This is a genomic window from Streptomyces sp. CB01635, assembly GCF_002803065.1.
In the GTDB taxonomy this organism is placed as follows: Bacteria; Actinomycetota; Actinomycetes; order Streptomycetales; family Streptomycetaceae; genus Streptomyces.
In genome coordinates this window covers 588457-611738 of record NZ_NNBL01000001.1, presented here as the reverse complement: position 1 = coordinate 611738, position 23282 = coordinate 588457, and the positions used below count along the sequence as shown (strand labels likewise).

Sequence of the window (23282 nt, the reverse complement as noted above, 5' to 3'; positions counted from 1 at the left end):
AACGTCAGGCGGATGCGGGGCGGCTGTGAGGGATCGTACGAAGTGACTCGTCGGTGTCCGCGGTTCGGGGTGCCGCGGCGTCGGGGGCGGTGCCGTCGTCGGCGACGAGGTGGCAGGAGACCTCGCGGCCGCCGTCCGTGCCTTCGAGGGTTCGCAGTGCCGGGACCTCGGTGCGGCAGCGGTCGACCGCGAGCGGGCAGCGCGTGTGGAAGCGGCAGCCGGGCGGCGGCGCGAGCGGGCTGGGCAGTTCGCCGCTGAGAACGATGCGTTCGCGAGTGCGCTGGGTGACCGGGTCGGGCACGGGCGCCGCGGACAGGAGGGCCTGTGTGTAGGGGTGCTTGGGGTCGGCGAACAGCTCGGCGGTGGGGGCCTGTTCGACGATCTGGCCCAGGTACATGACCGCGATCCGGTCGGCGAGGTACTCGACGGCGGCGAGGTCGTGGGTGATGAACAGGCAGCCGAAGCCGCGGTCGCGCTGGAGGTCGGCGAGCAGGTTGAGGACGGACGCCTGGACGGACACGTCGAGGGCGGAGGTCGGCTCGTCGGCGACGAGGAGCTCCGGGTCGACCGACAGGGCGCGGGCGATGGAGATGCGCTGGCGCTGGCCGCCGGACAGCTCGTGCGGGTGCCGGTCGGCGTGCTCGGGGCGCAGGCCCACCTGGGCGAGGAGTTCCGCCACGCGCGCGCGTGCCGCCTCGCCCTTCGCGATGCCATGCAGCCGCAGCGGTTCGGCGACGATCTGCCCGACGGTCATGCGCGGGTCGAGGGACGACGAGGGGTCCTGGAAGACGAGGTGGAAGTCCTTGCGCAGGGGGCGCAGGGCGCGCCGGGACATGGTCGTCACGTCGGTGCCGTTGATGCGTACGGTGCCGCCGGTGGGCTCGTCGAGGCGTACGGCGCAGCGTCCGACGGTGGACTTGCCGCTGCCGGACTCGCCGACGAGGCCGACGACTTCACCGCGGCCGACGGTCAGGGTGACGCCGTCGGCAGCGCGTACGGTGCCGCCGGACGCGGTGAAGTGCCGCTCCAGGGCGTCGAGTTGCAGGACCGGGGTGCTCACTGTGCGGCCTCCTGGAGGGTGTTCGGGTGCCAGCAGGCGGCTCGGTGCGGGGCGCCGGCTCCGGCGTCGTCGGTGACGGACTGGAAGCCGGGCCTCGCCGTCGTGCACTGCTCGTCGGCGCGGGCGCAGCGCGGGGCGAAGGTGCAGGCGTCGGGCTGGGAGTCGAGGCTCGGCACGAGGCCGGGGATCTCGGGCAGGCGCCGCTTGCCGCCCCCGTCCGCGGCGGCCGAGGCACCGGGCCGCAGGACCGCCGAGAGGAGTCCGCGGGTGTAAGGGTGGCGGGGCGCCGCGAACAGCTCGTCCACGGGGGCCTGCTCGACGGGCCTGCCCGCGTACATGACGAGGACGCGGTCGGCGATGTCGGCGACGACGCCGAGGTCGTGCGTGATGAGGACGATCGCCGTGCCGAGGCGTTCGCGCAGCGACTGGAGGACCTCCAGGATGCCCGCCTGCACAGTGACGTCGAGGGCGGTCGTCGGCTCGTCGGCGATGAGGACGGCCGGGTCGCAGGCGACCGCGATGGCGATCATCACGCGCTGGCGCATACCGCCTGAGAGCTGATGCGGGTACTCGTCGACGCGCTGGGCCGGGGCGGGGATGCCCACGAGGTCCAGGAGTTCGACGGCACGCGCGCGTGCCTCCTTCTTGCTCAGCCCCTGGTGCCTGCGGAGCACTTCACCGATCTGCCGGCCGATGGTGAGCACCGGGTTCAGGGAGGTCATCGGCTCCTGGAAGATCATCGCGATGTCCTTGCCGCGGATCTTCCCGTACGCCTTGTCGTCGCCGCCCGCGAGTTCGCGTGTCCCGAGCCTGATCGACCCGGTGATGTGCGCGGTGGGCGGGAGCAGGCCCATGACGGCCATGGAGGTGACGGACTTGCCGCAGCCCGACTCGCCCACCACGGCGAGGACTTCGCCGGCCGCGAGTTCGTACGAGACGTGGTCGACGGCGTGGACGGTGCGGGTGTCCGAACGGAAGGACACCGAGAGGTCGCGGACACTCAGCACGGGGTCGGGGCTCATCGGGTCGCTCCACGGGGGTCGAGGACGTCGCGCAGGCCGTCGCCGAGCAGGTTGAACGCCAGGGTCGCGGCGACGACGGCGAGGCCGGGGAAGACCGCCATCCAGGGCGCGGGCGCGAGGAAGGACTGGGCGGACGACAGCATCACGCCGAGGGACGGCTCGGGCGGCTGCACGCCGAGGCCGAGGAAGCTGAGCAGGGCCTCGCCGATGATCGCGGCGGGGATGCCGACGGTGGCCTGGACGACGAGCGCCGAGGTCGCGTTGGGCAGGACGTGGCGGAACAGGACGGCGCCGTCCCCTCCCCCGTTGGCGACGGCGGCGGCGACGTAGTCGACGTGCTTGAGCCGCAGGGTCTCCGCCCGGGTGATGCGGATGACGGCCGGGATCTGCGAGATCCCGATCGCGATGGTCGCGTTGGTGAGGGACGGGCCGAGCACCGCGGCGAGGCCGACGGCGAGGACCAGGAAGGGGAACGCGAGCATCGTGTCGGTGACGCGCGAGACGACGCTGTCGGCGAGCTTGCCGTAGTAGCCGGCGAGCAGTCCCAGGGGGACGCCGACGACGAACGCGAGGATCACGGCGAGGACGCCGACCTGCATGGACGCGCGGGCGCCGAAGACGACGCGGGACAGCTGGTCGCGGCCGAGGTCGTCGGTGCCGAGCCAGTGCGACCAGTCGGGCGCGGCGAGCACGTTGCCGAAGTCGGGCTGCGCGGGGTCGTACGGGGCGATCAGCGGCGCGAAGAGCGCGGCCAGGACGAACACGCCGGCGATGACACCGCCGGTCATCGCGAGCCGGTTCTTGCGCAGGGCGCGCAGCTTGGCGCTGCCCGCGGCGCGCGAACGTACAGCTGTCAGGGAAAGGGCCGTGGTCACTTGGCGCCTCCGAGCCGGATGCGCGGGTCGATGACCGAGTACGCGACGTCGACCAGCAGGTTGATGAGGATGTAGGCGGCGGAGGTGCACAGCACCACGCCCTGGAGGGTCGCGTAGTCGCGGGTGAAGACGGCGTCGATGGTGAGCTTGCCGAAGCCGGGCAGGACGAAGATCTGCTCGGTGACGACAGCGCCGGAGATGAGGTGGCCGAGCTGGAGTCCGAGCACGGTCACCACGGTGACCAGGGAGTTCCTCAGCGCGTGGCCGCCGATGACCTCGCGGCGCGACAGGCCCTTGGCGCGGGCGGTGCGCACGTAGTCGGCGGAGAGGGAGTCGAGCATCGCGGCCCTGGTCTGCCGCATGACGACGGCGGCCAGCCCGGAGCCGAGAACGATCGCGGGCAGCACCATGCGGCGCAGGTTGTCGAGCGGGTCGGTGCCGAAGGGGACGTATCCGGAGGCGGCGAAGACCGGGACGGCGATGGCGAAGGCGAGGACCAGGACCATGCCGAGCCAGAAGGTGGGGACCGACAGGCCGAGCAGGGCGAGGCCGTTGGCGATCCACTCGGCGGGCCTGCCACGGCGTACGGCGGCGACGATGCCCGCGCCGATGCCGAGGACGACCGCCAGCAGGAGCGAGAGCGCGGCCAGTTCGAGAGTGACGGGCAGGGCCTGGCCGATGGCGTCGGAGACCGGCAGGCCGGTGCGTGACGAGGTGCCGAGATCGCCGGTGAGGGCGTGCCCGATGAAGCGGCCGTACTGGATGACGATGTTGTCGTCGAGCCCGTACTCGGCGCGGATCGCGGCGAGTGCGGCGGGGCTGCGCTCCTCGCCGGCGAGGGCGAGGGCCGGGTCGCCGGGCAGGGCACGGATCCCCGCGAAGACGACGATCGAGACGAGGAAGAGGGTGATGACGGACTGGCGTACGCGGGTCAGCACGTACGCGGCCATCGGATGGCCCGCGAAGAGGGCGGACCGCCCCTTCGGCAGGGCTATTCGGCTGGTCGTCACTTGGCGTACCCCGCATCCTTCACGCGGACGAGGCCGTCGCCGTAGACGCGGATGCCCGCGACGTCCTTCCCTGCGACGACGTAGTTCTTCTGGCGGTAGAGGTAGACGAGCGCGTGGGCGTCGTTCGCGCGACGGGTCAACTCGCCGTATATCTGGGCGCGTTCGGCGGGGTCGGCCTCGGTGCGGCCGCGCTCGATCAGGGCGTCGGTCTCGTCGTCCGAGAAGCCGTAGGCGTTCATGGCACCCTTCGTCTGCAGGAAGCTGGCGATGTTGCCGTCGGGATCGAGGCGCCCGGACCAGCCGCTGGTGAAGGCGTCGTAGTGACCGGAATCGGTCTCCTCGAGCATCGTCGCGTACTCGGTGGGGCGCAGGGAGACGGCGAAGCCGGCCTCCTTGGCCATGGCCTGGACGACCTGGCCGAGACGGCTGTTCTCGGGCGTGGTGGAGGTCTTGAGTTCGATCTTGAGGGGGGTCTTCACGCCTGCGGCCTTGAGCAGCCGCTTCGCCTTGGCGACATCGCGCTTGGGGCAGGCGGAGGCCGCGACGCCGGGCGCGATGGCGGATTCGGGCGAGACCGGTCCGCAGGCGGGCTCGTACATGCCCTGGAAGACAACCTTGTTGATCAGGTCGCGGTCGATGGACAGCTCGAAGGCCTCCCGGACGCGCACGTCGCGGGCGAGGGGGGTGTCGAGCTTGCCGGGCTTCTGGCCGAGGCCCTTGACGTTGCCGACGTTGAGCCCGATGCCCTGGTAGCCGAGCGAGGGCGAGTTGAACAGCTGGAGCTTGGGCTCGGTGAGCGCGCTCTTCACGTCGACCGGGGCCATCTGGTCGCCGATCTGGACGTCTCCGGAGCGCAGGTTGGCGAGGCGGACGCTGCCGTCGGGGATCGGCTTGTAGATCACCTTGTCGAGGTGGACGTCGCGCGCGTCGTAGTAGTTCGGGTCCTTGGCGAGCACGATGCGGTCGCCGCCGACGCGCTCGACGAACTTGAACGGGCCGACACAGGAGGGGTGGTTCGTGAAGTTCTTGCCGTACTTCTTGAGCGCCGCCGGGGACATCACCATGCCCGAGCGGTCGGCGAGTACGGCGGTGAGCGGGACGTAGGCCTGCTTGAGGGTGAGCTTCACGGAGTACGCGCCGGTGGCCTCGGCGCCCTTGAGCGGGGTGAGTTCGGTCGCGCGGGCCGATCCCGGCAGATCGCGGTGGCGCAGCAGCGAGGTGACGACGGCGGCCGCGTCGAGGGAGGTGCCGTCGCTGAACTTCAGGCCCTTGCGGACGGAGAAGGTGACGGTGCGGCCGTCCGCCGAGGTCTTCGGCAGAGCGGTGGCGAGCTGCGGGACGACCTTGCCCGCCTCGTCGACGTCGTAGAGCTTCTCGCACATCCCGGCGAAGACCGTGCGGCCTACCAGGGTCTGGGCGAGCGAGGGGTCGAGTTTGTCCGGGTCCGCGTTGAGGGCGACGGTGAGCGTGCCGCCGTCCCGTACGGGCCGGTCGTCGGTCATGCGCTCCCCGCCGACCTCGGTGGCCGAGGACTGGAGGGAGCCGCAGCCCGCCGTTGTGGACAACACCAGGGCAACTGCCGTGACGGCAACCGCTGTTCGGCGCACGAGGAGATACCTCCGCCAGGGGACGAGTGTGCGGGACATCCTGTGGATGATCCGTGTGTGATCAAGGAATACCGCAGAACGTATTTCGCATACAGTCCACAGGCAAGAGGGTTGTCCGCATGGCGGAACACATTTGATGAAGATTGAATAACCGGCCCCGACAAAGAAGGTCACAAGACCCCAACCGGCCGGAACGGGCACGCCCGACCGGAACGGGCACAGGATGTCGGGTCCGCGACCATGGGTCCTCCCTAGCGTGAGCGATGTCAACAGGAAGGAGCCCGGGGTGCTTGACCGGCTCAACGAGGCCATGGACCACATCGAGCGCCACCTCGACCAGCGCATCGAGATCACCGAGCTGGCCCGGATCGCGGCGACGTCGGAGTACCACTTCCGGCGGATGTTCTCCGCACTCGCGGGGCTGCCGCTCTCCGAGTACATCCGGCGCAGGCGGCTGACCGTCGCGGGCGCGGAGGTGCTCTCCGGGGAGCGGACGCTCCTCGAGATCGCGGTGCGTTACGGCTACGGCTCGGGCGAGGCGTTCGCGCGGGCCTTCCGGGGCCTGCACGGCGTGGGCCCCGGCGAGGCCAGGCGGACCGGTGCGGCCCTGCGGTCCCAGCCCCGGATGTCCTTCCGGCTCATCGTCGAAGGGAGCAGCACCATGCGATACCGAGTGATGGAGAAGCCCGAGTTCCATGTGGTCGGCAGGAAGGCACGGGTCCCCCTCGTCCACGAGGGCATGAATCCGGCGATCGCCGACTTCGTCCGGGGCATCGACAAGGAGACCGTGCGCCGGATCCACGCGCTGTCCGACCAGGAACCCGAGGGGATCGTCTCGGTGAGCGACGACCTCGACCCGAGCCGCGCGGAGGGCACCGAACTCGACTACTACCACGCGGTGGTGGCCTCCGCCGCAGGCCCTGACGACCTGGACACCCTCGTGGTCCCGGCGGGCACCTGGGCCGTCTTCGACAGCTCGGGCCCGTTCCCGCAGACGCTCCAGCACCTGTGGCGGGACGTGTTCACCCAGTGGTTCCCGTCCAACCCGTACCGGAGCCGTCCGGGCCCCGAGATCCTCAGCACGCGCCTGTCACCCGACGCGGCACAGGCGGACGCCCAGCTGTGGATCCCGGTCGAGCGGGAGTGACGCGAGCGGCCCCGCATGTCACTGCGTACGTGCGGTGACAAGGCCCGATCCGGTCCCGGCCCCGCCCGGGCGGGGCCGGCACGACCGTGGGCCCGGCGTGTGTCACGCTGCTCGACGCCGCGTCCACGGGCGCGGGCCTCCTCGACGACGTCGACATCGCCTTGGTCGGGGAGGCAGTCGCCGCCTGGGACGGCTCACTTCCCCCGCTCGCCTGGGACGAGCTGCCCGACCGCGACCGGCGGCCCGGGGCGCGCCTCGCGGTGCCGGCCGCCGTCGCCCCGTACCGGATCACGGACGAGGACGTGGCGGCCTGGCTGAAGCCGCCCTACACCGATCACTGCCTGGTCCATCTGATCGCGTACGGCGCCTTCGCCGCGATCGACCGCTTCGAGTCCGCCCTGTCCCTGCCCGCCCTCATGGAGAGGCCCTGACCGCGTACGCGAAGGCCTCTTTGGGGTGAAGGCCCGGTGATGCGGACGCACTGAACTGCGCATGGTGCGCATGAGGGGCAGGGGGCGGTGTTGTCCCGGGGCAACTCGTGTGACACTGGCGTCCCCTCCCCCTCGCACAAGGGGCGTACGCCGTGCGTTCTCTCCCTCTCCCCCTCGCGCTGACCGTGCGGGTCCTGCCGGTCGCGGTTCTCGCGTGCGCCGGCTGGGCCTGGACCTCGGGCCCGATGGCGGATTCGTCCCGGCAGCCCGCCGCTGCCCCGCAGCCCTCGACGAAGCGTGCCGCGCAGTCGGCGGCGTCCGCGACCAGCCGCGCCTACGACAAGCCGCCCGAGCCGTGCTCCGCCGTCACGGCGAAGACGGTCGCGGAGCTGGTGCCGAAGGCCGACCCGGCGGGCAAGGAACTCGCCGCCGCCGACCGTTCGCTGCGCCGCGGCTGCTCGTGGAGCGCGCTCAAGGACTACGACTACCGCTGGCTCGACGTCTCCTTCGAGATCAAGGAGTCGGCCGCCGCGGCGGACACCGCCTTCACCGCGCGAGGCAAGGGCGACACGGCGCCCGGCCTCGGTGACGAGGCCCGGATCACCGTCGCCCTCACCTCGCACGACAAGCAGAACACCCGCGAGGCGGTGGTGACGGTCAGGGCAGGCAACGCCCTGGTGACCGTCACCTACAACGGCAGCGACTTCGAGTCCCACGGCGCGCCCCCGACGGACGGCATCTACAAGGGCGCCCTGAAGGCGGCCGGGGACGCGGTGACAGAGCTGACCGGCAAACCGACCGGTTAGATCCGGACCCCACGCGCCTTGGCCAGGGCCACGTAAAGGATCAGCGAGGACCCGAGCCCGACCGCCCAGCCGTAGTCCGCGAGTGGCTTGAGGAACGGGATGAGGCCGTCCACCGGGAACGGTCCCTGCTTGGCGCCCTGCGCGTCGACCGTCGAGTACGAGCCCCCGACGGCGAGGACACCGCCCACGGCGAAGGCGATCACCGCGTTCCAGTTCCAGCCGCCGGAGTACCAGTAGCGGCCGTTCTGCAGATACAGGTCGGCGAGATGGAGCACGGTGCGGCGGATGATCCAGTAGTCGGCGATCAGGATGCCGGCGACGGTGCCGAGCAGTCCGCCGACGACGCCGAGCCAGGTGAAGATGTACAGCTCGGGCGTGGAGGTCAGCTTCCACGGCATGACGAGGACGCCGATGACACCGGTGATCAGCGCGCCGGTGCGGAAGTTGATGAGCTTGGGCGCGAGGTTCGCCAGGTCGTACGCGGGTGACACGACGTTCGCCGCGATGTTCACGGAGATGGTCGCGACAAAGACCGTGATGAGCGCGAACAGCAGCCCGAAGACGTTGTCGGTCTTGCCGGCCAGCGCGACCGGGTCCCAGATCGCGGCGCCGTAGACCTTCTCGGACCCGGACGTCACCAGGACGGACATCAGGGCGAAGAGGGTCATGGTCGTGGGCAGGCCGAGGGTCTGGCCCCAGACCTGGGCGCGCTGTCCTTTGCCGAAGCGCGTGAAGTCCGGGATGTTGAGGCTGAGCGTGCTCCAGAAGCCGATCATGCCCATCAGGCCGGGGAAGAAGATCTTCCAGAAGTCGGATCCCCAGCCGACCTTGGACGGCTCGTCGAGGAGCGGGCCGAAGCCGCCCGCCTTGTTCGCGATCCACACGAGCAGGACGACGGCGCCGACGAGGACGAACGGCGCCGCCCAGTTCTCGAAGCGGCGCAGGGTGTCCATGCCCCGGTAGATGATGGCGAGTTCGAGGACCCAGAAGAGGACGAAACAGAGCCACAGGGTCCACGGGTAGCCGCCGACGTGCGAGACGTCGGCCCAGCCGCCGAAGACCTTCCCGAGCAGGACGAACACGCCCTGCCCGCCGATCCACGTCTGGATGCCGAACCAGCAGCAGGCCACCGCCGCCCGGATCAGCGCGGGCAGGTTGGCGCCACGCAGGCCGAACGAGGCGCGGGCGAGGACGGGAAAGGGTATGCCGTACTTGGGTCCCGCGTGCCCGGTGAGCAGCATCGGCAGGAGCACGATGACGTTGGCGAGCCCGATGGTGAGGACGGCCTGCTTCCAGTCCATGCCGAGCGCGACGAGGCCGGACGCGAGGGTCCAGGACGGGATGCAGTGGGCCATGCCGATCCACAGGGCCACGAAGTTGTAGGTGGTCCAGCGGCGTTCGGCGAGGGGGACGGGACGCAGGTCGTCGTTGGCGTAGCGGCTGTCGGAGGGGTAGGCGTCGGCGCTGAGGTCGATGCCGCCGCCCGCGGGCAGCGTGGGTGGCGCGGTGTCGGTCATGAGCAGGCCATTCGTTCGGGAGCCGGGGGCTCGGACAGCGGGGAGGTGCGAACGGGCCGTGCGGGTGCGGGCGGTGGAGACCCTGGCGGGGAGAGGGACCGGGGGTGTACGGAGGTGGGGCTCAGGCGTTCACCACGCCTCAGGAGTTCACCGCCGGAATCACGTGCTCCCCGTACGCGTCGATCACCTCCTCCTTCGCGTCGTGCATGGCGTAGAGAGCGAACTGGTCGACGCCGAGGTCCCGCAGGGCACGCAGCTTCTCGACCTGGTCCTGTGCGGTGCCGATGAGGCAGAACCGGTCGACGATCTCGTCCGGTACGAACGCCGTGTCGGGGTTCCCGGTCCTGCCGTGGTGGGCGTAGTCGTAGCCTTGGCGGGCCTTGATGTAGTCGGTGAGTTCGTCGGGGACCATCGAGGAGTGCTCGCCGTACTTGGTGACGAGGTCGGCGACGTGGTTGCCGACCATGCCGCCGAACCAGCGGCACTCCTCGCGCGCGTGGGCGAGGGCCTCGGGCGAGTCGTCGGCGGTGACGTACGCGGGCGCCGCCACACAGATCTTCACCTCGGACGGGTCGCGGCCCGCGCCGGCGGCCGCGTCCCGCACGGCCTTGATCATGTACTGGGTGAGATACGGGTCGGCGAGCTGGAGGATGAACCCGTCGGCCTCCTCGCCGGCCATCTTCAGGGCCTTGGGCCCGTACGCGGCCATCCAGACCGGCAGTCGGGCACCGTCCCGCACCCACGGGAAGCGGACGACCGTCCCGCCGAGGTCGGCCTCGTCGCCGCGGCCGAGCGCCCTGATGACCTTCATGGCTTCGCTGATCCGGGCGAGCGTGTTGGGCTTGCGTCCGGCGACGCGCATCGCGGAGTCGCCACGGCCGATGCCGCAGATGGTGCGGTTGCCGTACATGTCGTTGAGGGTGGCGAAGGTGGAGGCGGTGACCTCCCAGGTGCGGGTGCCCGGGTTGGTGACCATCGGGCCGACGGTCAGGTGCGACGTCTCGGCCAGGATCCGGCTGTAGATGACGAAGGGTTCCTGCCACAGCACGGCCGAGTCGAAGGTCCACCCGTGGGTGAAGCCCTCGCGCTCGGCGCGCTGCATGAGGGAGACGACGCCGGAGGCCGGGGGGTCGGTCTGGAGGACGAGTCCGAAGTCCATGGGATCCACCACGTTTCTAGTTCAGGTACTGGCAGGTGGAGCGCGCGGTGTACACGCCGTGACCGGCACGGCCCGTGAACTCCCGCTCGGTGATGACGAGTTCGCCGCGGGAGAGCACGGTCTCGACGCGGCCGGTGATCCGCTTGCCCTCGTACGCCGAGTAGTCGACGTTCATGTGGTGGGTGTCCGCGGAGACGACCTGCTCGGCGTGCGGGTCGTAGATGACGACGTCGGCGTCGGCGCCGGGCGCGATCGTGCCCTTCTTCGGGTAGAGGCCGAACATGCGGGCCGGTGTGGCGCAGGCGATCTCGATCCAGCGGCGGCGCGAGATGTGCCCGTCGACGACGGCCTGGTGCAGGAGGTCCATACGGTTCTCGACGCCCGGCAGGCCGTTGGGGATCTTCGAGAAGTCGCCGCGGCCCAGCTCCTTCTGCCCGGTGAAGCAGAAGGGGCAGTGGTCGGTGGAGACGACCTGGAGGTCGTTCGTGCGCAGGCCGCGCCACAGGGCCGCCTGGTGGTCCTTGGGCCGCAGGGGCGTGCTGCAGACGTACTTGGCGCCCTCGAAGTCCGGCTCGGCGAGGTTGTCGGTGGACAGGAAGAGGTACTGGGGGCAGGTCTCGCCGAAGACGTTCAGGCCCTCGTCGCGGGCGCGCGCGATCTCGGCGAGCGCCTCCCGCGCCGAGACGTGCACCACGTACAGCGGCGCGCCCGCGACCTGGGCGAGCTTGATGGCGCGGTGCGTCGCCTCGGCTTCGAGGAGCGCCTTCCTGACCTCGCCGTGGTAGCGGGGGTCGGTCTCGCCGCGCTCCAGGGCCTGCTGCACGAGGACATCGATCGCGATGCCGTTCTCGGCGTGCATCATGATCAGGCCGCCGTTGTCGCCGGCCCGCTGCATGGCGCGCAGGATCTGCCCGTCGTCGGAGTAGAAGACTCCGGGGTATGCCATGAACTGCTTGAACGACGTGACCCCCTCGGCGACGAGCAGGTCCATCTCCTTGAGCGTCTCGTCGTGCACATCGGAGACGATCATGTGGAAGCCGTAGTCGATCGCGCAGTTCCCGTCGGCCTTGGCGTGCCAGGCGTCCAGGCCCTCGCGCAGGGTGTGCCCGACGGTCTGGATGGCGAAGTCGACGATGGTGGTCGTGCCGCCCCAGGCCGCCGCCCGGGTGCCCGTCTCGAAGGTGTCGGCGGCGAAGGTGCCGCCGAACGGCATCTCCATGTGGGTGTGCGCGTCGACGCCGCCCGGGATGACGTACTTCTGGCGGGCGTCGATCGTCCGGTCCGCGGTCCAGGATTCCGCGGCGTCGCTGCCGGCCGCGGCGAGGGCCGCGATGCGCCCGTCCTCGATGAGTACGTCGGCGTGGATCTCGTCGGCGGCGGTGACGACGAGTCCGCCGCGGATGACGGTACGGCTGCTGCTCATGCTCTCTCTTCCGTGTCTACGCTGCCTACGGGTTGGTCAGCGGCGTGTATGCGCCCGGGGCGCGGTCGCGGTAGAACTGCCAGCGGTCGCGGACCTCCCGCAGCTTCGCCATGTCGAGGTCACGGACGACGAGTTCGGGCTCCTTGTCGCCCGCCACCTCTCCTACGAACTGGCCCTCCGGGTCGACGAAGTAGCTCGTCCCGTAGAAGTCGTTGTCGCCGTACTCCTCCTGGCCGACGCGGTTGATCGCGCCGACGAAGTACTCGTTCGCGACGGCGGACGCCGGCTGTTCCAGCTGCCACAGGTAGCCGGAAAGGCCGCGCGAGGTCGCCGACGGGTTGAAGACGATCTGCGCGCCTTCGAGGCCGAGCGCGCGCCAGCCCTCGGGGAAGTGCCGGTCGTAGCAGATGTAGACGCCGATCTTCCCGACGGCCGTGTCGAAGACGGGCCAGCCGGAGTTGCCCGGACGGAAGTAGAACTTCTCCCAGAATCCCTTCACTTGAGGGATGTGGGTCTTGCGGTACTTGCCGAGGTAGGTGCCGTCGGCGTCGATCACGGCGGCCGTGTTGTAGAGGACGCCGGGCTGCTCCTCCTCGTACATGGGCAGGACCAGGACAATGCCGTGCTCGGCGGCGAGTGCCTGGAAGCGGCGGACGGTGGGACCGTCGGGGATCGCCTCGGCGTACTCGTAGAACTTCGCGTCCTGCACCTGGCAGAAGTACGGGCCGTAGAACAGCTCCTGGAAGCAGAGGACCTTCGCCCCCTGCGCGGCGGCGTCGCGGACAGCCTGTTCATGGACCTGGATCATGGACTCTTTGTCGCCCGTCCAGGCGGTCTGGAAGATCGCGGCGCGGATCACGGTGCTCATCGGGGACCTCCGGTCGCTCGGTGTGCCGTGAGCCTAGGAAGTCTCTGCCGCGTACCGGAGTTGCACCGTGTCACGTCTGGAGCCGTACGGCGTTCCACGCTGTCACCCTCTCTGCGCGTCGTGGGCGAGGAGGGCGATGTGGACGGACGCGGCCTGCTCGAAGTCGTCGAGGTCGAGCCCGAGGAGCGACTCGATGGCCTCCAGCCTGCGGTAGAGGGCGGGGCGGCTCATGTGGTGGAGCTGCGCCGTGCGCGACTTGTTGCGCCCCGTCGCGAGGTAGGTCCGCAGGACGGGCAGCAGGCCCGGGTCGTCGGCGTACAGGAGCCCGTCCAGCTCGCGTTCGGTGAAGGCCTGGACGTGCGGGTCGTCGCGCAGGAGCCGTACGAGGCCCCGCAGGCGTACGTCGCGAAGGCGCACGACGGGCGGGACGTCCGGGGTGCCGGCCGCGGCCTGCGCGATGTGCAGGGCCTCGCGCAGCCCGGCGGGCACGTCGTCCCAGGCGGTACAGGGCTCGGCGGCCGCCACCACGACCGGCTCCCCCGCCCCTGCGCGCAGTCGGGCCGCGAAGTGTTCGGTGAGCGGTCCCGGGGCCTGGTCGCGGGCGAGGCTGAGCAGGACGGCGGTGGCCCCGTCCGCGAGTGCGGCGGCGAGTCCCGGCAGCCCCAACAGGCGTAGCACGCGATCGAGTTCGGCGGGGTCGCCGTCGCGGACGACGAGCGGGGCGAACGTGCGGCGGTTGACGGGGAGGCCGGCGGCCCTGGCCCGGGGCAGGAGCTGGCGGGCGGGTACGACGCCGGAGACGAGGTCGGTGAGGATGCTCTGCGCGGACTGCTCCTCCCAGGTGTGGGCGGCGCCGCCGAGCATGCGGTGCAGGACAAGGGCCTCGGCGGCGCGTTCGGCGAGGAGCCGTCCGGTGGGGCCGTCGCCCCGGTAGCCGCACAGCACGACGCTGCCCCAGCGCTCGCCGCGCCCGTCGAGGTCGGCGCGGTACCAGTCGGCGCCGTCGGCGCAGCCCGCCCGGCGCGCGATGCGTTCCCAGTCGCGCAGCACGTCGTCCACGGCGGACCGCTCACCGGCCGTGGCGAGGACGCGGTGGGCGAGGTTGGCGACGACGACGGGGCAGCCGCTGTGCGCGGCGACCTCGTCGAGGAGCCGCTGGAGCGGGGCGCCCGCCGTGATGAGTCCGGTCAGCGCCGTGCGGATGCCCTCGGAGAGGCTGACGGCGGCGAACTTCCGTCGGACGAGCCTCGACTGGACCTCCTCCGTGAGTTCGGCGAAGGGGAACGGGCGGTGCAGGACGACCATCGGCAGGCCGTACCGCTCGGCCGCGCGCCGCATGTCCTCGGGGGGTGCGGGGAAGGCGCGGCCGAGCCCGAGGACGACGGCGGCCGCCTCGGCGCGGTGCAGGGACTTGATGTACTCGGTCCTGGCGTGGGCGTTCCCGGCGAGGAGGACTCCGGTGGTGAGGACCATCTCGCCGCCGCTGAGCATCACCCCGACGTCGGCGGCCTCGGCGACGTGCACCCAGCGCACGGGCCGGTCGAGGTGGCCGGCCCCCGCGACCACCTCGGGGTCTCCCGCCGCGATTCGCTCCAGGGCGAGTATCTGCCGTACGGACAGGGCGTGTTCGGCGTCGGTGACGGTCATCGGGGCCCCTTCCTTACCACCACTGCCTCAGGCCGGCAGACCCGCTGCCTCGGGCTAACAGACGCTGTGCAGGGCCCGTTCCAGGATGGCCGCGCCCTCTTCCGCCTCGGCGACGGTGAGCGTCAGCGGGGGCGCGATGCGCAGCACGCTGGTGTTGTGCCCGCCGCCCTTGCCGATGAGGAGTCCGCCCTCGCGGGCCGCCTCGATCACGCGCGCCGCCGCGTCCGGGTAGGCCTCGTCCGTGCCGGGCTTCACCAGCTCGATGCCGATCATCAGACCCCGGCCGCGCACTTCCCGTACGGACTCCGTCGTGGCGCCGACGGCCCGCAGCCGCTCGATGAGGAGGCCGCCGACGCGGCGGGCGTTGCCCTGGAGGTCGTGTTCGAGGAGGTAGATGAGGTTGGCGAGGCCGGCGGCCATCGTCACCGGTGAGCCGCCGAACGTCGAAATGGAGTTGGAGTCAAGGCAGTTCATGACCTCGGCGCGCGCGACGACGCCCCCGATGGACATGCCGTTCCCGATGCCCTTGGCGAAGGTGAGGATGTCGGGGGGACCGTTCTGCCCGTGCGCCTGCCAGCCCCAGAAGTGCTCGCCGGTGCGGCCCCAGCCGGTCTGCACCTCGTCGGCGATCCACAGGATGCCGTGCTCCTGGAGCACCTCGCGGAACGCCGCGTACAGGCCGTCGGGCGGCGAGGTGAACCCGCCGACGCCCTGGATGGGTTCGGCGATGAGCGCGGCGACGCCTCGGGTCTGGCCGAGGATGTCCCGCAGGTCGTCGACGCAGGCCTCGATGAACTGGGCGTCGGTCAGCTGGGCGTACGGGCCCCGGCTGCGCACCCCGCCGTGGACATACAGCGTCTGGAGCGGCGAGAGGCTGGTCGGGGACCAGCCGCGGTTGCCGGTGATGCCGACGGCGGAGAAGGACCGGCCGTGGTAGCTGTTGCGCATCGCGAGGATCTGGTTCGAGCGGCGGTACGCGGTGGCGAGCAGCAGCGCCGTGTCGTTGGCCTCGGTGCCGGAGGTGGTGAAGAAGACGCGGGCGTCCGGGATGCCGGACAACGAGGCGACGCGCTCGGCGAGTTCGACCATCTGCCGGTTGAGGTAGAGGGTCGAGGTGTGGATGATCCGTCCGGCCTGCTCGCTGACGGCCTTGGTCACCTCGGGCAGGGCGTGCGCGGTCATCGTCGTCAGGATGCCGCCGAAGAAGTCGAGGTACTTGTTCCCGGCGGCGTCCCAGACGTGGCGGCCCTCGCCGTGGGTGATCTCGATGGGGCGGTCGTAGTACAGGGCGAGCCAGTCCGGCAGGACGGCGCGGTGACGGGCGTGGAGGTCGGGGGTCATCGAGGTCGCACGGGTCCCTTCATCGGCTCCTTCACGAGTGACAGTGGTCATGGCTGCACCAGCCCTTCGTATGCGTCGGGCCGGCGGTCCCGGTAGAACGCCCACTGCTGGCGCACCTCGTCGATGAGGCCGAAGTCGAGGTCCCGCACGAGGAGTTCCTCGTCCTTGTCGCTCGCGGCGTCGCCCACGGTCTGCCCGCGGGGGTCGACGAAGTAGCTGGTGCCGTAGAAGTCGTTGTCCCCGTACTCCTCCACGCCGACGCGGTTGATCGCGGCGATGAAGTACTCGTTGGCGACGGCCGCGGCGGGCTGTTCCAGCTGCCACAGGTACCCCGACAGGCCGCGGCTCGTGGCGGACGGGTTGTACACGAGCTGGGCGCCGTTGAGCCCGAGCTGGCGCCAGCCCTCCGGGAAGTGCCGGTCGTAGCAGATGTAGACGCCGACGCGGCCGACGGCGGTCTCGAAGACGGGCCAGCCCAGGTTTCCCGGCTTGAAGTAGTACTTCTCCCAGAAGCCCTTCACCTGCGGGATGTGATGCTTGCGGTACTTGCCGAGGTACGTGCCGTCGGCGTCGATCACGGCCGCGGTGTTGAAGTAGAACCCGGACTGCTCGACCTCGAAGACCGGCACGACGACGACCATCCCGGTCTCGCGGGCCAGCGCCTGCATGCGGGTCACCGTCGGCCCGTCCGGCACGGGTTCGGCCCACCGGTAGTGCTCGGCCTCCTGCACCTGGCAGAAGTAGGGGGCGTTGAAGACCTCCTGGAAGCCGATGATCCGGGCGCCCTGCCGGGCTGCCTCCCGCGCATGTTCCTCATGCTTGGTGATCATGGATTCGGTGTCGCCCGTCCAGGTCGCCTGGACCAGCGCGGCGCGTACGACGTGGGCCATGTGCCGCTCCTTTGCCTGTTGCCCCCGCCGGGGGACGTCAGAGAGCCTCTACGCCCGTAGACACAGGCCGTAGAGGGACGAACGTAAGCCTCACCGGCGGCCTTGCCAAGACCATCGCCGTTAACCGACGGAATCGATCATGTTTCGCACCCGTGCGGGTGACGGGTGAGCGGGCGAGGGTCTTCGGGGGAGCCGGGGACCGACGACAACACCGCGAGGTGCGGCACCGGACCCCGCGAGCCCGGCCTGATCCGGACGAGAGGCCCTACGTGGGGAACCCGGCGACCCTGAGGGCGTGCACGACGTCCCAGTACCGTTCGTCGGAGACTCCGCGCGCCGCCTCGACGAGCAGCGGGACGAGGCGGCCCGGGTCGTCGTGCACGCTGCGGGCGGCCTCTTCGGGGGTGCGTACGCGGATGTAGGCGTCGAGGAGCGCGCGGGTCTCGCGGTGGCGGCCCTCGCCGGTGAGGCGGAGCACGGACGCGCCGATCTCGGTGGCGGGGCGTGCCACTCCCTGGCGCAGGATCTGCTGCGCGTCGACGGTGCGTCCCGCGGCGGTGAGCGCGTCGGCGGCGGCCACGAGGAGGTCCGCCGGGAGCGAGGCCGTCTCCCAGAGCAGGGTCGCCCAGTCGGCGCCGAGGCCCGCGCGGTTCAACTCGGCGGCGAGCAGCGGGAATCGGGCGGCGGGCCAGTGGGCGGCCTCGACGAGCGCGCCGTGCGCCTCCCCGCCGCGGCCCTCGGCACGCAGCCGCAGGAGGGTGCCGACGCAGGCGGCGATGGCGGCGCGAGCCTCGCCGTCGAGGCGCTGCGGGGCGGGCGGTGCCGCCTCCTGTCCCTCGACGGCTCCGGCGAACCGGGCGCCGCGCGGGCTCGCGGCGGGGTCCCGTAACGGGCCTTGAGCGGCTGGGGGTGTGGAGTCGACGGTCGACTCGGTCGCACCAGCGACAGGGGCCTCGGCCTCGTCGAGCATCCCGGCGAAACGGGCGCTGCCACGGGGGCGGCGCTTGCGTTCCTTGGGAGGCTTGGAGCGTCCCGGGGGGTCGGGAGGCGCCGATTGCGGGCGCTGCTGCGGTACGGGGAGGGGTGGCGGAGGTGGCGGCTGCCGGTCCAGGTCCGCGATCCTCCGGTGGAGCTCCGCGCAGCGGGCCGTCGCGCGTTCGTGGTCGTCGCGCGCCCAGGCCAGGTCGAGGCGCATCGCCTCGGCCTGTTCGCGCGTGGCGGCCGTGTGCAGGAGCTGCGCCAGTTCCACCTGCCGCTCGGCGGCGTACCGCTGCTCGCGGAGCATCACATCGAGCCGGTCACCGAGCAGGTCGCGGCCGCCGGGCCGTGCGTCGAAGGCGGTGAGCGAGGCGCGGTGCAATGCGCGGGCCCGTACGGCCTCTGCCCCTGCTCCCGCGTCCGCCGCCGCCTCGTAGGACCCGCCACCCACGCCCAGATCCTGGAGCAGGGCTTCCATGACATCCCAGGGGGGCACCTCGGCGCCGGTGAGGCAGGCCCGCATCCCGTCGGGGTCGCGCTGCCAGAAGATGCCGCACCAGCCGGCGTCCTGGTCGAGCCGGGCCAGCAGGTTCCGAAGGTACACCGCGAACTCCCGAACCTGGTCAGGGAGTTGTTCCACTTCCATCACACGCCGCCCGATCCCTCCGCAGAGTGGAGTCTTCCGGTTCGGAAGAAAACACCCTCCGTGTTTCGGGGGCGCTACGGGCCCTTTTCCGGGGCGGCACCGTCCTCACTCGCCGCAGCTAGACAGTCACCAGCGAGCAACTCGCGACGATCTCGTCCATGGAGAGGCCGAGAGTCCGGGCGAGGGCCGCGACCGTGAAGAACGCGGGCGTGGGCGCCCGGCCGGTCTCGATCTTGCGGAGCGTCTCGGCGGACAGACCCGCGCTCGCGGCGACCTCCACCATGCTCCGCCCGCGCCGGGCCTCGCGCAGCAGGAGGCCGAGCCGCTCACCGCGCTCGCGCTCTTCGGGGGTCAAGGGGGTTCGGACCATGGGCCCAGTCTACTGGCAGAACCCCCATTCAAATACCGGTATTGTAATTGGCATGGTGGAACTCAAGACAGACACATCGATCGACGAGATGCGGGAAGCGGGCCGGGTCGTGGCCCAGGCGCTCGCTGCGGTCCGCGAGAAGGCGGCCGTCGGGGTCTCACTCCTGGAGCTGGACTCGGTGGCGCACGGCGTCCTGCGCGCGGCCGACGCGGGCTCCCCGTTCCTCGGCTACCGCCCCTCGTTCGCCCCGACCCCCTTCCCCGCGGTCCTCTGCGCGTCGGTGAACGACGCGATCGTGCACGGCATCCCCGACGGGTACCGGCTGCGCGACGGCGATCTCCTCTCGGCCGACTTCGGCGCCGAGCTGGGCGGCTGGGCCGGCGACTCGGCGATCAGCTTCACGGTCGGCAAGGCACGCCCCGAGGACCTGCACCTCATCGAGACGGCGGAGCGCGCGCTCGCGGCGGGCATCGCGGCAGCGGTCGTCGGCAACAGGATCGGGGACATCGCCCACGCCATCGGGAAGGTGTGCCGGGCCGAGGGATACGGCATCCCGGACGGCTTCGGCGGGCACGGCATCGGCCGCAAGATGCACGAGGACCCGCCCGTCCCGAACGAGGGACGGGCGGGCCGGGGCATGCGCCTCAAGCACGGCATGGTGCTCGCGATCGAGCCGATGGTGATCGCCGGCGGCATGGACGACTACTACGCGGCCCCGGACGGCTGGACCCTGCGCACAGGAGACGGCACCCGCGCCGCCCACGCGGAACACACGGTGGCGATCACGGACGCGGGGCCGCGGATCCTTACGGCACTCTGAGCGCGCCGCCCGCCACAGCTCCGGCTCAGTTGTCCTGAAGGAACTTCTTTGCCAGGGAGTCGCCGAGGGTCACCGCCGCGCCGTGGCTCTCGATCGGGGACGTCTGGTTGTTCTTGAACACGATGTACGTGACGCCGGAGTCCGTGCCGCCGGTCTCCGGGTCCGGGTCGATGCCGAGGGCCTTCGCGGTGGCGTAGGACGCCTCGCCGATGATCTGGTTCGGGCCGGTGTCGCCGACGACCGCGTACTCGACCTTGTTGTTGTAGATGACGGCCACGACGCCGCCGCCCTTGATGCCGGCTCCCGCGTAGTTCCAGATGCTGCTGGAGCTGGGCACGACGACGTAGGGGAGTTTCTCGGCGCTCAGCGCCTTGCCGTCGGACTGGTGGAAGGCCGTGTCGTCCTGGAACCAGGGGTCGGTGCCGGCGTTGCACTGCGTGGTGATCCGACCGTCGCAGTCGATGTCCATGTCGGCCTTCCAGAAGACCGCGCCGTTCTTGCCGCAGACCGGCACGGTCGCCGAGGTCTCCTCGTCGGTGCGGTACTTGCCGTTCGATATCTGCGAGCAGGACGTGACCTTGGCGAGCAGGTCGGCCGCGCTGACCGTGCCTTCCCGGGCGCGCTGGGGGCCGGCCTCGCGGGCGGTGGCGTTCGTGGGGAGGAGAGCCGTGGCGAGCAGCGCGGCTCCGGCGGAGGCGGTGAGGGCGAGCGTTCGGGTACGCACGTGGGGGAGCCCTTCTGTTAGGAAAGTTTCCTTACCTTCGGGCCCAAATCTGGCGCCGCCACAGGTAGCTGTCAACCCCTCGTATACGCCAAGAGGCCCGCGTTTCCCGCCAGTTGACGTTTCTCCCACGTCAGCCGACGGGACCCGCGGGCCCCTCACCGCACGTCCGGTCAGCCTCCGGAGGCGGGCCTCACCACCATCGCCGAACCGCCGCCGCGCCGCACCTTCTCGGCCGCGGCGAGCCACTTGCCGTTCTTCAGGCGCTGCACGCCCGTCGCGGCGCCGATCTCCGGGTTCTGCTTGAAGACGTGGCCGAGTGCCTCCAGGCGCGCTCTCGTCGGCGAGTCCCACAGGCCCGGTTCGAGCTCCGTCGCCGCCGCGTTGCGCTGGCTGGCGCGGGGCGCCGCGATCGCGTCCACCAGGGGCAGCCCGCGGTCGACGAAGCCGGTCAGCGTCTGCAGGACGGTCGTGATGATCGTCGCGCCGCCGGGCGACCCGAGCGCCACCACCGGCTGGTTGTGCCGGTCGAGGACGATCGTCGGGGAGATCGACGAGCGCGGGCGCTTGCCCGGCCCCGGCAGGTTCGGGTCGTGGACCGCGGGGTTGGCCGGCGCGAACGAGAAGTCCGTGAGCTCGTTGTTGAGCAGGAAGCCGCGGCCCGGGACGGTGATGCCGCTGCCGCCCGTCGACTCGATCGTCAGCGTGTACGCGACGACGTTGCCCCACTTGTCGGCGGCCGTCAGATGGGTCGTGTTCTCACCCTCGAAGGTCGTCGGGGCCGCTTTGTCGCCCGGCTCACCGCACTGGCCCGGGTGCCGCGGATCCCCCGGCGCCAGCGGGCTCGTCAGGACCGCGTCGTCCTTGATGAGGCACTCCCGCGAGTCGGCGAACCGCTGCGAAAGCAGCTCCTTCGCCGGTACGTCCTCGAAGTCGGGGTCGCCGACCCAGCGCCCGCGGTCCGCGAACGCGATCCGGCTCGCCTCGATGTAGCGGTGCAGATACTGCTCCTGCGTGGCCTTCGACAGGTCGGTGCGCTCAAGGATGTTGAGCGCCTCGCCGACGGTCGTACCGCCCGAGGACGACGGCGCCATCGAGTAGACGCCGAGCCCGCGGTACGAGGTCTTCGTCGGGGCCTGGAGCTTCGCCCCGTACGCCTTGAGGTCCTTGACGGACAGTCGGCCGGGCCGCGCGACCCGGCCCGACGCCGGGTCCACGGGCGGCTTGTTCACGGTGCGTACGACGTCCTTGCCGATGTCGCCTCGGTAGATGGCGCCGACGCCTTCGTGCGCCAACTCCTCGTAGGTGCGGGCGAGATCGGGGTTCTTGAACCTGGAGCCGACGACGGGGAGCGCGCCGCCCGGCAGGAACAGCTCGGCCGTCGCGGGGAAGTCCTTGAACCGCGCCTGGTTCGCCTCGGTCTGGGAGCGGAACGTGTCGTCGACCGTGAACCCGTCCCGTGCCAGCTTCTGCGCCGGCCGAAGCACCGAGCCGAGCCGCTCGCTGCCCCAGGTGTCGAGCGCGGTCTGCCAGGTGGCGGGCGTGCCCGGCGTCCCGACGCTCAGGCCGCTCGTCACCGCGTCGTTGAAGTCGAGGGGCTTGCCGTTCTCCAGGAACAGGCCCGAGCCGGCGGTGAGCGGGGCCGTCTCGCGCCCGTCGATCGTGTGCACCTTGCGGGTCTTCGCGTCGTAGTACACGAAGTAGCCGCCCCCGCCGACGCCCGCGGAGTACGGCTCGGTGACGCCGAGCGCCGCGGCCGTGGCGACGGCGGCGTCCACCGCGTTGCCGCCCTTGCGGAGGACCTCGATCCCGGCGGCGGACGCGTCCGCGTCGACGCTGGAGACCGCGCCGCCGTAGCCGACGGCGAGCGGCACCTTCTGTGCGGACGCGCGGGGCGAGTGGTTCGCGTCGGACGCCGGGGCGGCGGCGGCACCGACCGTCACCAGCGTGGCCGCGACGGCCAGCCCCGACAGATTCCGAAGACTGCGCAGGCTCCGCGGCTTCCCCGGATACCCAGGATTCATCCGATTCCGCGCAACAGGACGTCTCATCCGTACCTCCAGTCAACAGCCGTCCGCGCAGCGTAACTTCAGTTCCGCATGGCGTCAGGACCCCCTCGAACAAGGATCCGTCCGCCCGCTAGCATGCGCCCCCATGACTGAAGACGTGCGCAACATCGTCCTCGGCGTGATCGCAGCCGGGATCAGCGCCGCCCTTGGCTGGCTCGCCCGCACCTACTTGTGGAAGCGCAAACTCCGCCGCAGGCAGGCCTTCTTCGGGCTGCCCGACAACTCCGAGTCACTCCTCGTGGTCAACCGCGACGCGGGCGGCCCCGAGCTGACGGTGAAGCGTCACGACGTCTTCGCCCTGCTCGAACTCTCGGCGATCATCAAGGACTGCGGGGCGCACGCGCAGGTCGTCGCACACGACACGACCCAGCAGGGCTTCGGGGAACGCACCGAGTTCTGCGTGGGCGGACCGGCATCGAACCGCCGGATGGCCGCCCATATGCACAGCCTCCTGCCGGGCATCCGCGTCAACACGGACCCGGAGCCCGGCCCCGACCGCGGCGCGTTCCAGATAGGCAGCGAGCGCTACCGCCTGGAGCCGGGGATCACGGAGTACGTGCTGCTCGCCCGGCTGACAGCGGGTCAGGGGCACGGCTCGCGCCCGGTCTTCCTCTTCTGCGGCCAGCTGCCGATCACCAACCAGGCGGCCACCCGCTATCTCGCCCGCCACCACGAGCGACTGGCCCGCAAGCACGGCGGCAACGCGTTCGTGCTCCTTCTGAAGGTCGTCAACTCCCAGGCGTACGGCCCCGATGTGGTCGAGCTGGTCGGCGACGTCACCCGCGCCGCCCAGGCGCCGGCCCCCGCGGCCACGCCCCGCGCCTCCTCGCACCGGGCGAAGTGACCCGCCCCTGACCTGGGGCGCGGCGGACGCC

Annotated in this window: 21 protein-coding genes; 5 read left to right on the top strand and 16 right to left on the bottom strand. The window is 71.1% G+C overall.

Going from position 1 to position 23282, the window contains the following annotated elements; translation table 11 throughout:
• Positions 1-4: 4 nt before the first annotated feature.
• The 5 genes from CG723_RS02590 to CG723_RS02570 are packed head-to-tail and all read right to left on the bottom strand — an operon-like array spanning position 5 to position 5613.
• Complete coding sequence (locus tag CG723_RS02590; protein WP_100591499.1) at positions 5-1060, bottom strand: ABC transporter ATP-binding protein; 1056 nt, start codon at positions 1058-1060, stop codon at positions 5-7.
• Complete coding sequence (locus CG723_RS02585) at positions 1057-2082, bottom strand: ABC transporter ATP-binding protein (protein WP_100591498.1); 1026 nt, start codon at positions 2080-2082, stop codon at positions 1057-1059. The genes CG723_RS02590 and CG723_RS02585 overlap by 4 nt, the downstream gene beginning before the upstream one ends.
• Positions 2079-2939 carry an ABC transporter permease gene (locus CG723_RS02580; protein WP_100591800.1) on the bottom strand — a complete coding sequence of 287 codons (861 nt, stop codon included), beginning with the start codon at positions 2937-2939 and terminating at the stop codon, positions 2079-2081. The genes CG723_RS02585 and CG723_RS02580 overlap by 4 nt, the downstream gene beginning before the upstream one ends.
• 14 nt (positions 2940-2953) lie before the next feature.
• Positions 2954-3907, bottom strand: coding sequence for an ABC transporter permease (locus CG723_RS02575; protein ID WP_100591799.1), 954 nt, complete (start codon positions 3905-3907; stop codon positions 2954-2956).
• A 56-nt stretch (positions 3908-3963) separates the two neighbouring features.
• Positions 3964-5613: an ABC transporter substrate-binding protein gene (locus CG723_RS02570; protein WP_100591497.1), complete on the bottom strand. Its 1650-nt coding sequence runs from the start codon at positions 5611-5613 to the stop codon at positions 3964-3966.
• 247 nt (positions 5614-5860) lie between these two features.
• Here CG723_RS02570 and CG723_RS02565 point away from each other — a divergent pair, with 247 nt between their 5' ends.
• The 3 genes from CG723_RS02565 to CG723_RS02555 all read left to right on the top strand — a co-directional run bounded on the left by CG723_RS02565 (position 5861) and on the right by CG723_RS02555 (position 7958).
• Complete coding sequence (locus CG723_RS02565) at positions 5861-6721, top strand: AraC family transcriptional regulator (RefSeq protein WP_100591496.1); 861 nt, start codon at positions 5861-5863, stop codon at positions 6719-6721.
• Positions 6722-6807: 86 nt separating this feature from the next.
• The gene (locus tag CG723_RS02560; protein ID WP_199841632.1) at positions 6808-7152 is read left to right on the top strand and encodes a hypothetical protein; all 345 of its coding nucleotides are present in this window, start codon (positions 6808-6810) and stop codon (positions 7150-7152) included.
• Between the two features lie 152 nt (positions 7153-7304).
• Positions 7305-7958: a hypothetical protein gene (locus CG723_RS02555; protein WP_100591495.1), complete on the top strand. Its 654-nt coding sequence runs from the start codon at positions 7305-7307 to the stop codon at positions 7956-7958.
• On the opposite strand, the gene CG723_RS02550 is transcribed toward CG723_RS02555, so the two are convergent.
• The 9 genes from CG723_RS02550 to CG723_RS02510 all read right to left on the bottom strand — a co-directional run bounded on the left by CG723_RS02550 (position 7955) and on the right by CG723_RS02510 (position 18797).
• Complete coding sequence (locus CG723_RS02550) at positions 7955-9475, bottom strand: NCS1 family nucleobase:cation symporter-1 (RefSeq protein ID WP_100591494.1); 1521 nt, start codon at positions 9473-9475, stop codon at positions 7955-7957. The two genes, CG723_RS02555 and CG723_RS02550, sit on opposite strands and share 4 nt — an antisense overlap.
• 139 nt (positions 9476-9614) lie before the next feature.
• Positions 9615-10634 (bottom strand): TIGR03842 family LLM class F420-dependent oxidoreductase, encoded by a 1020-nt coding sequence (locus CG723_RS02545; protein ID WP_100591493.1) that lies wholly within the window; start codon positions 10632-10634, stop codon positions 9615-9617.
• 16 nt (positions 10635-10650) lie between these two features.
• Positions 10651-12057, bottom strand: a complete 1407-nt coding sequence (hydA, locus tag CG723_RS02540; protein ID WP_100591492.1) for a dihydropyrimidinase — start codon at positions 12055-12057, stop codon at positions 10651-10653.
• Positions 12058-12082: 25 nt separating this feature from the next.
• On the bottom strand, positions 12083-12925 hold the full coding sequence (locus CG723_RS02535) for a nitrilase-related carbon-nitrogen hydrolase (RefSeq protein WP_100591491.1): 843 nt from the start codon (positions 12923-12925) through the stop codon (positions 12083-12085).
• A 102-nt stretch (positions 12926-13027) separates the two neighbouring features.
• The gene (locus CG723_RS02530) at positions 13028-14572 is read right to left on the bottom strand and encodes a PucR family transcriptional regulator (protein ID WP_100591490.1); all 1545 of its coding nucleotides are present in this window, start codon (positions 14570-14572) and stop codon (positions 13028-13030) included.
• Between the two features lie 54 nt (positions 14573-14626).
• Positions 14627-15913, bottom strand: coding sequence for an aspartate aminotransferase family protein (locus tag CG723_RS02525; protein ID WP_100591489.1), 1287 nt, complete (start codon positions 15911-15913; stop codon positions 14627-14629).
• 47 nt (positions 15914-15960) lie between these two features.
• Positions 15961-16803 (bottom strand): nitrilase-related carbon-nitrogen hydrolase, encoded by an 843-nt coding sequence (locus CG723_RS02520; protein WP_100591488.1) that lies wholly within the window; start codon positions 16801-16803, stop codon positions 15961-15963.
• A gap of 265 nt (positions 16804-17068) precedes the next feature.
• Positions 17069-18427, bottom strand: coding sequence for a hypothetical protein (locus tag CG723_RS02515; protein WP_100591487.1), 1359 nt, complete (start codon positions 18425-18427; stop codon positions 17069-17071).
• 118 nt (positions 18428-18545) lie between these two features.
• Entirely contained in the window at positions 18546-18797 is a 252-nt protein-coding gene (locus CG723_RS02510; RefSeq protein ID WP_100591486.1) for a helix-turn-helix domain-containing protein, read from the bottom strand.
• 52 nt (positions 18798-18849) lie between these two features.
• On the opposite strand from CG723_RS02510, the gene map reads away from it, so the two are divergent.
• On the top strand, positions 18850-19617 hold the full coding sequence (gene map, locus CG723_RS02505) for a type I methionyl aminopeptidase (RefSeq protein ID WP_100591485.1): 768 nt from the start codon (positions 18850-18852) through the stop codon (positions 19615-19617).
• 25 nt (positions 19618-19642) lie between these two features.
• On the opposite strand, the gene CG723_RS02500 is transcribed toward map, so the two are convergent.
• Positions 19643-20341, bottom strand: coding sequence for a glycoside hydrolase family 75 protein (locus tag CG723_RS02500; protein WP_100591484.1), 699 nt, complete (start codon positions 20339-20341; stop codon positions 19643-19645).
• A 170-nt stretch (positions 20342-20511) separates the two neighbouring features.
• Positions 20512-22389 (bottom strand): gamma-glutamyltransferase, encoded by a 1878-nt coding sequence (gene ggt, locus CG723_RS02495; protein ID WP_442802509.1) that lies wholly within the window; start codon positions 22387-22389, stop codon positions 20512-20514.
• Positions 22390-22492: 103 nt separating this feature from the next.
• On the opposite strand from ggt, the gene CG723_RS02490 reads away from it, so the two are divergent.
• Complete coding sequence (locus CG723_RS02490; protein ID WP_199841631.1) at positions 22493-23251, top strand: hypothetical protein; 759 nt, start codon at positions 22493-22495, stop codon at positions 23249-23251.
• Positions 23252-23282: the final 31 nt, after the last annotated feature.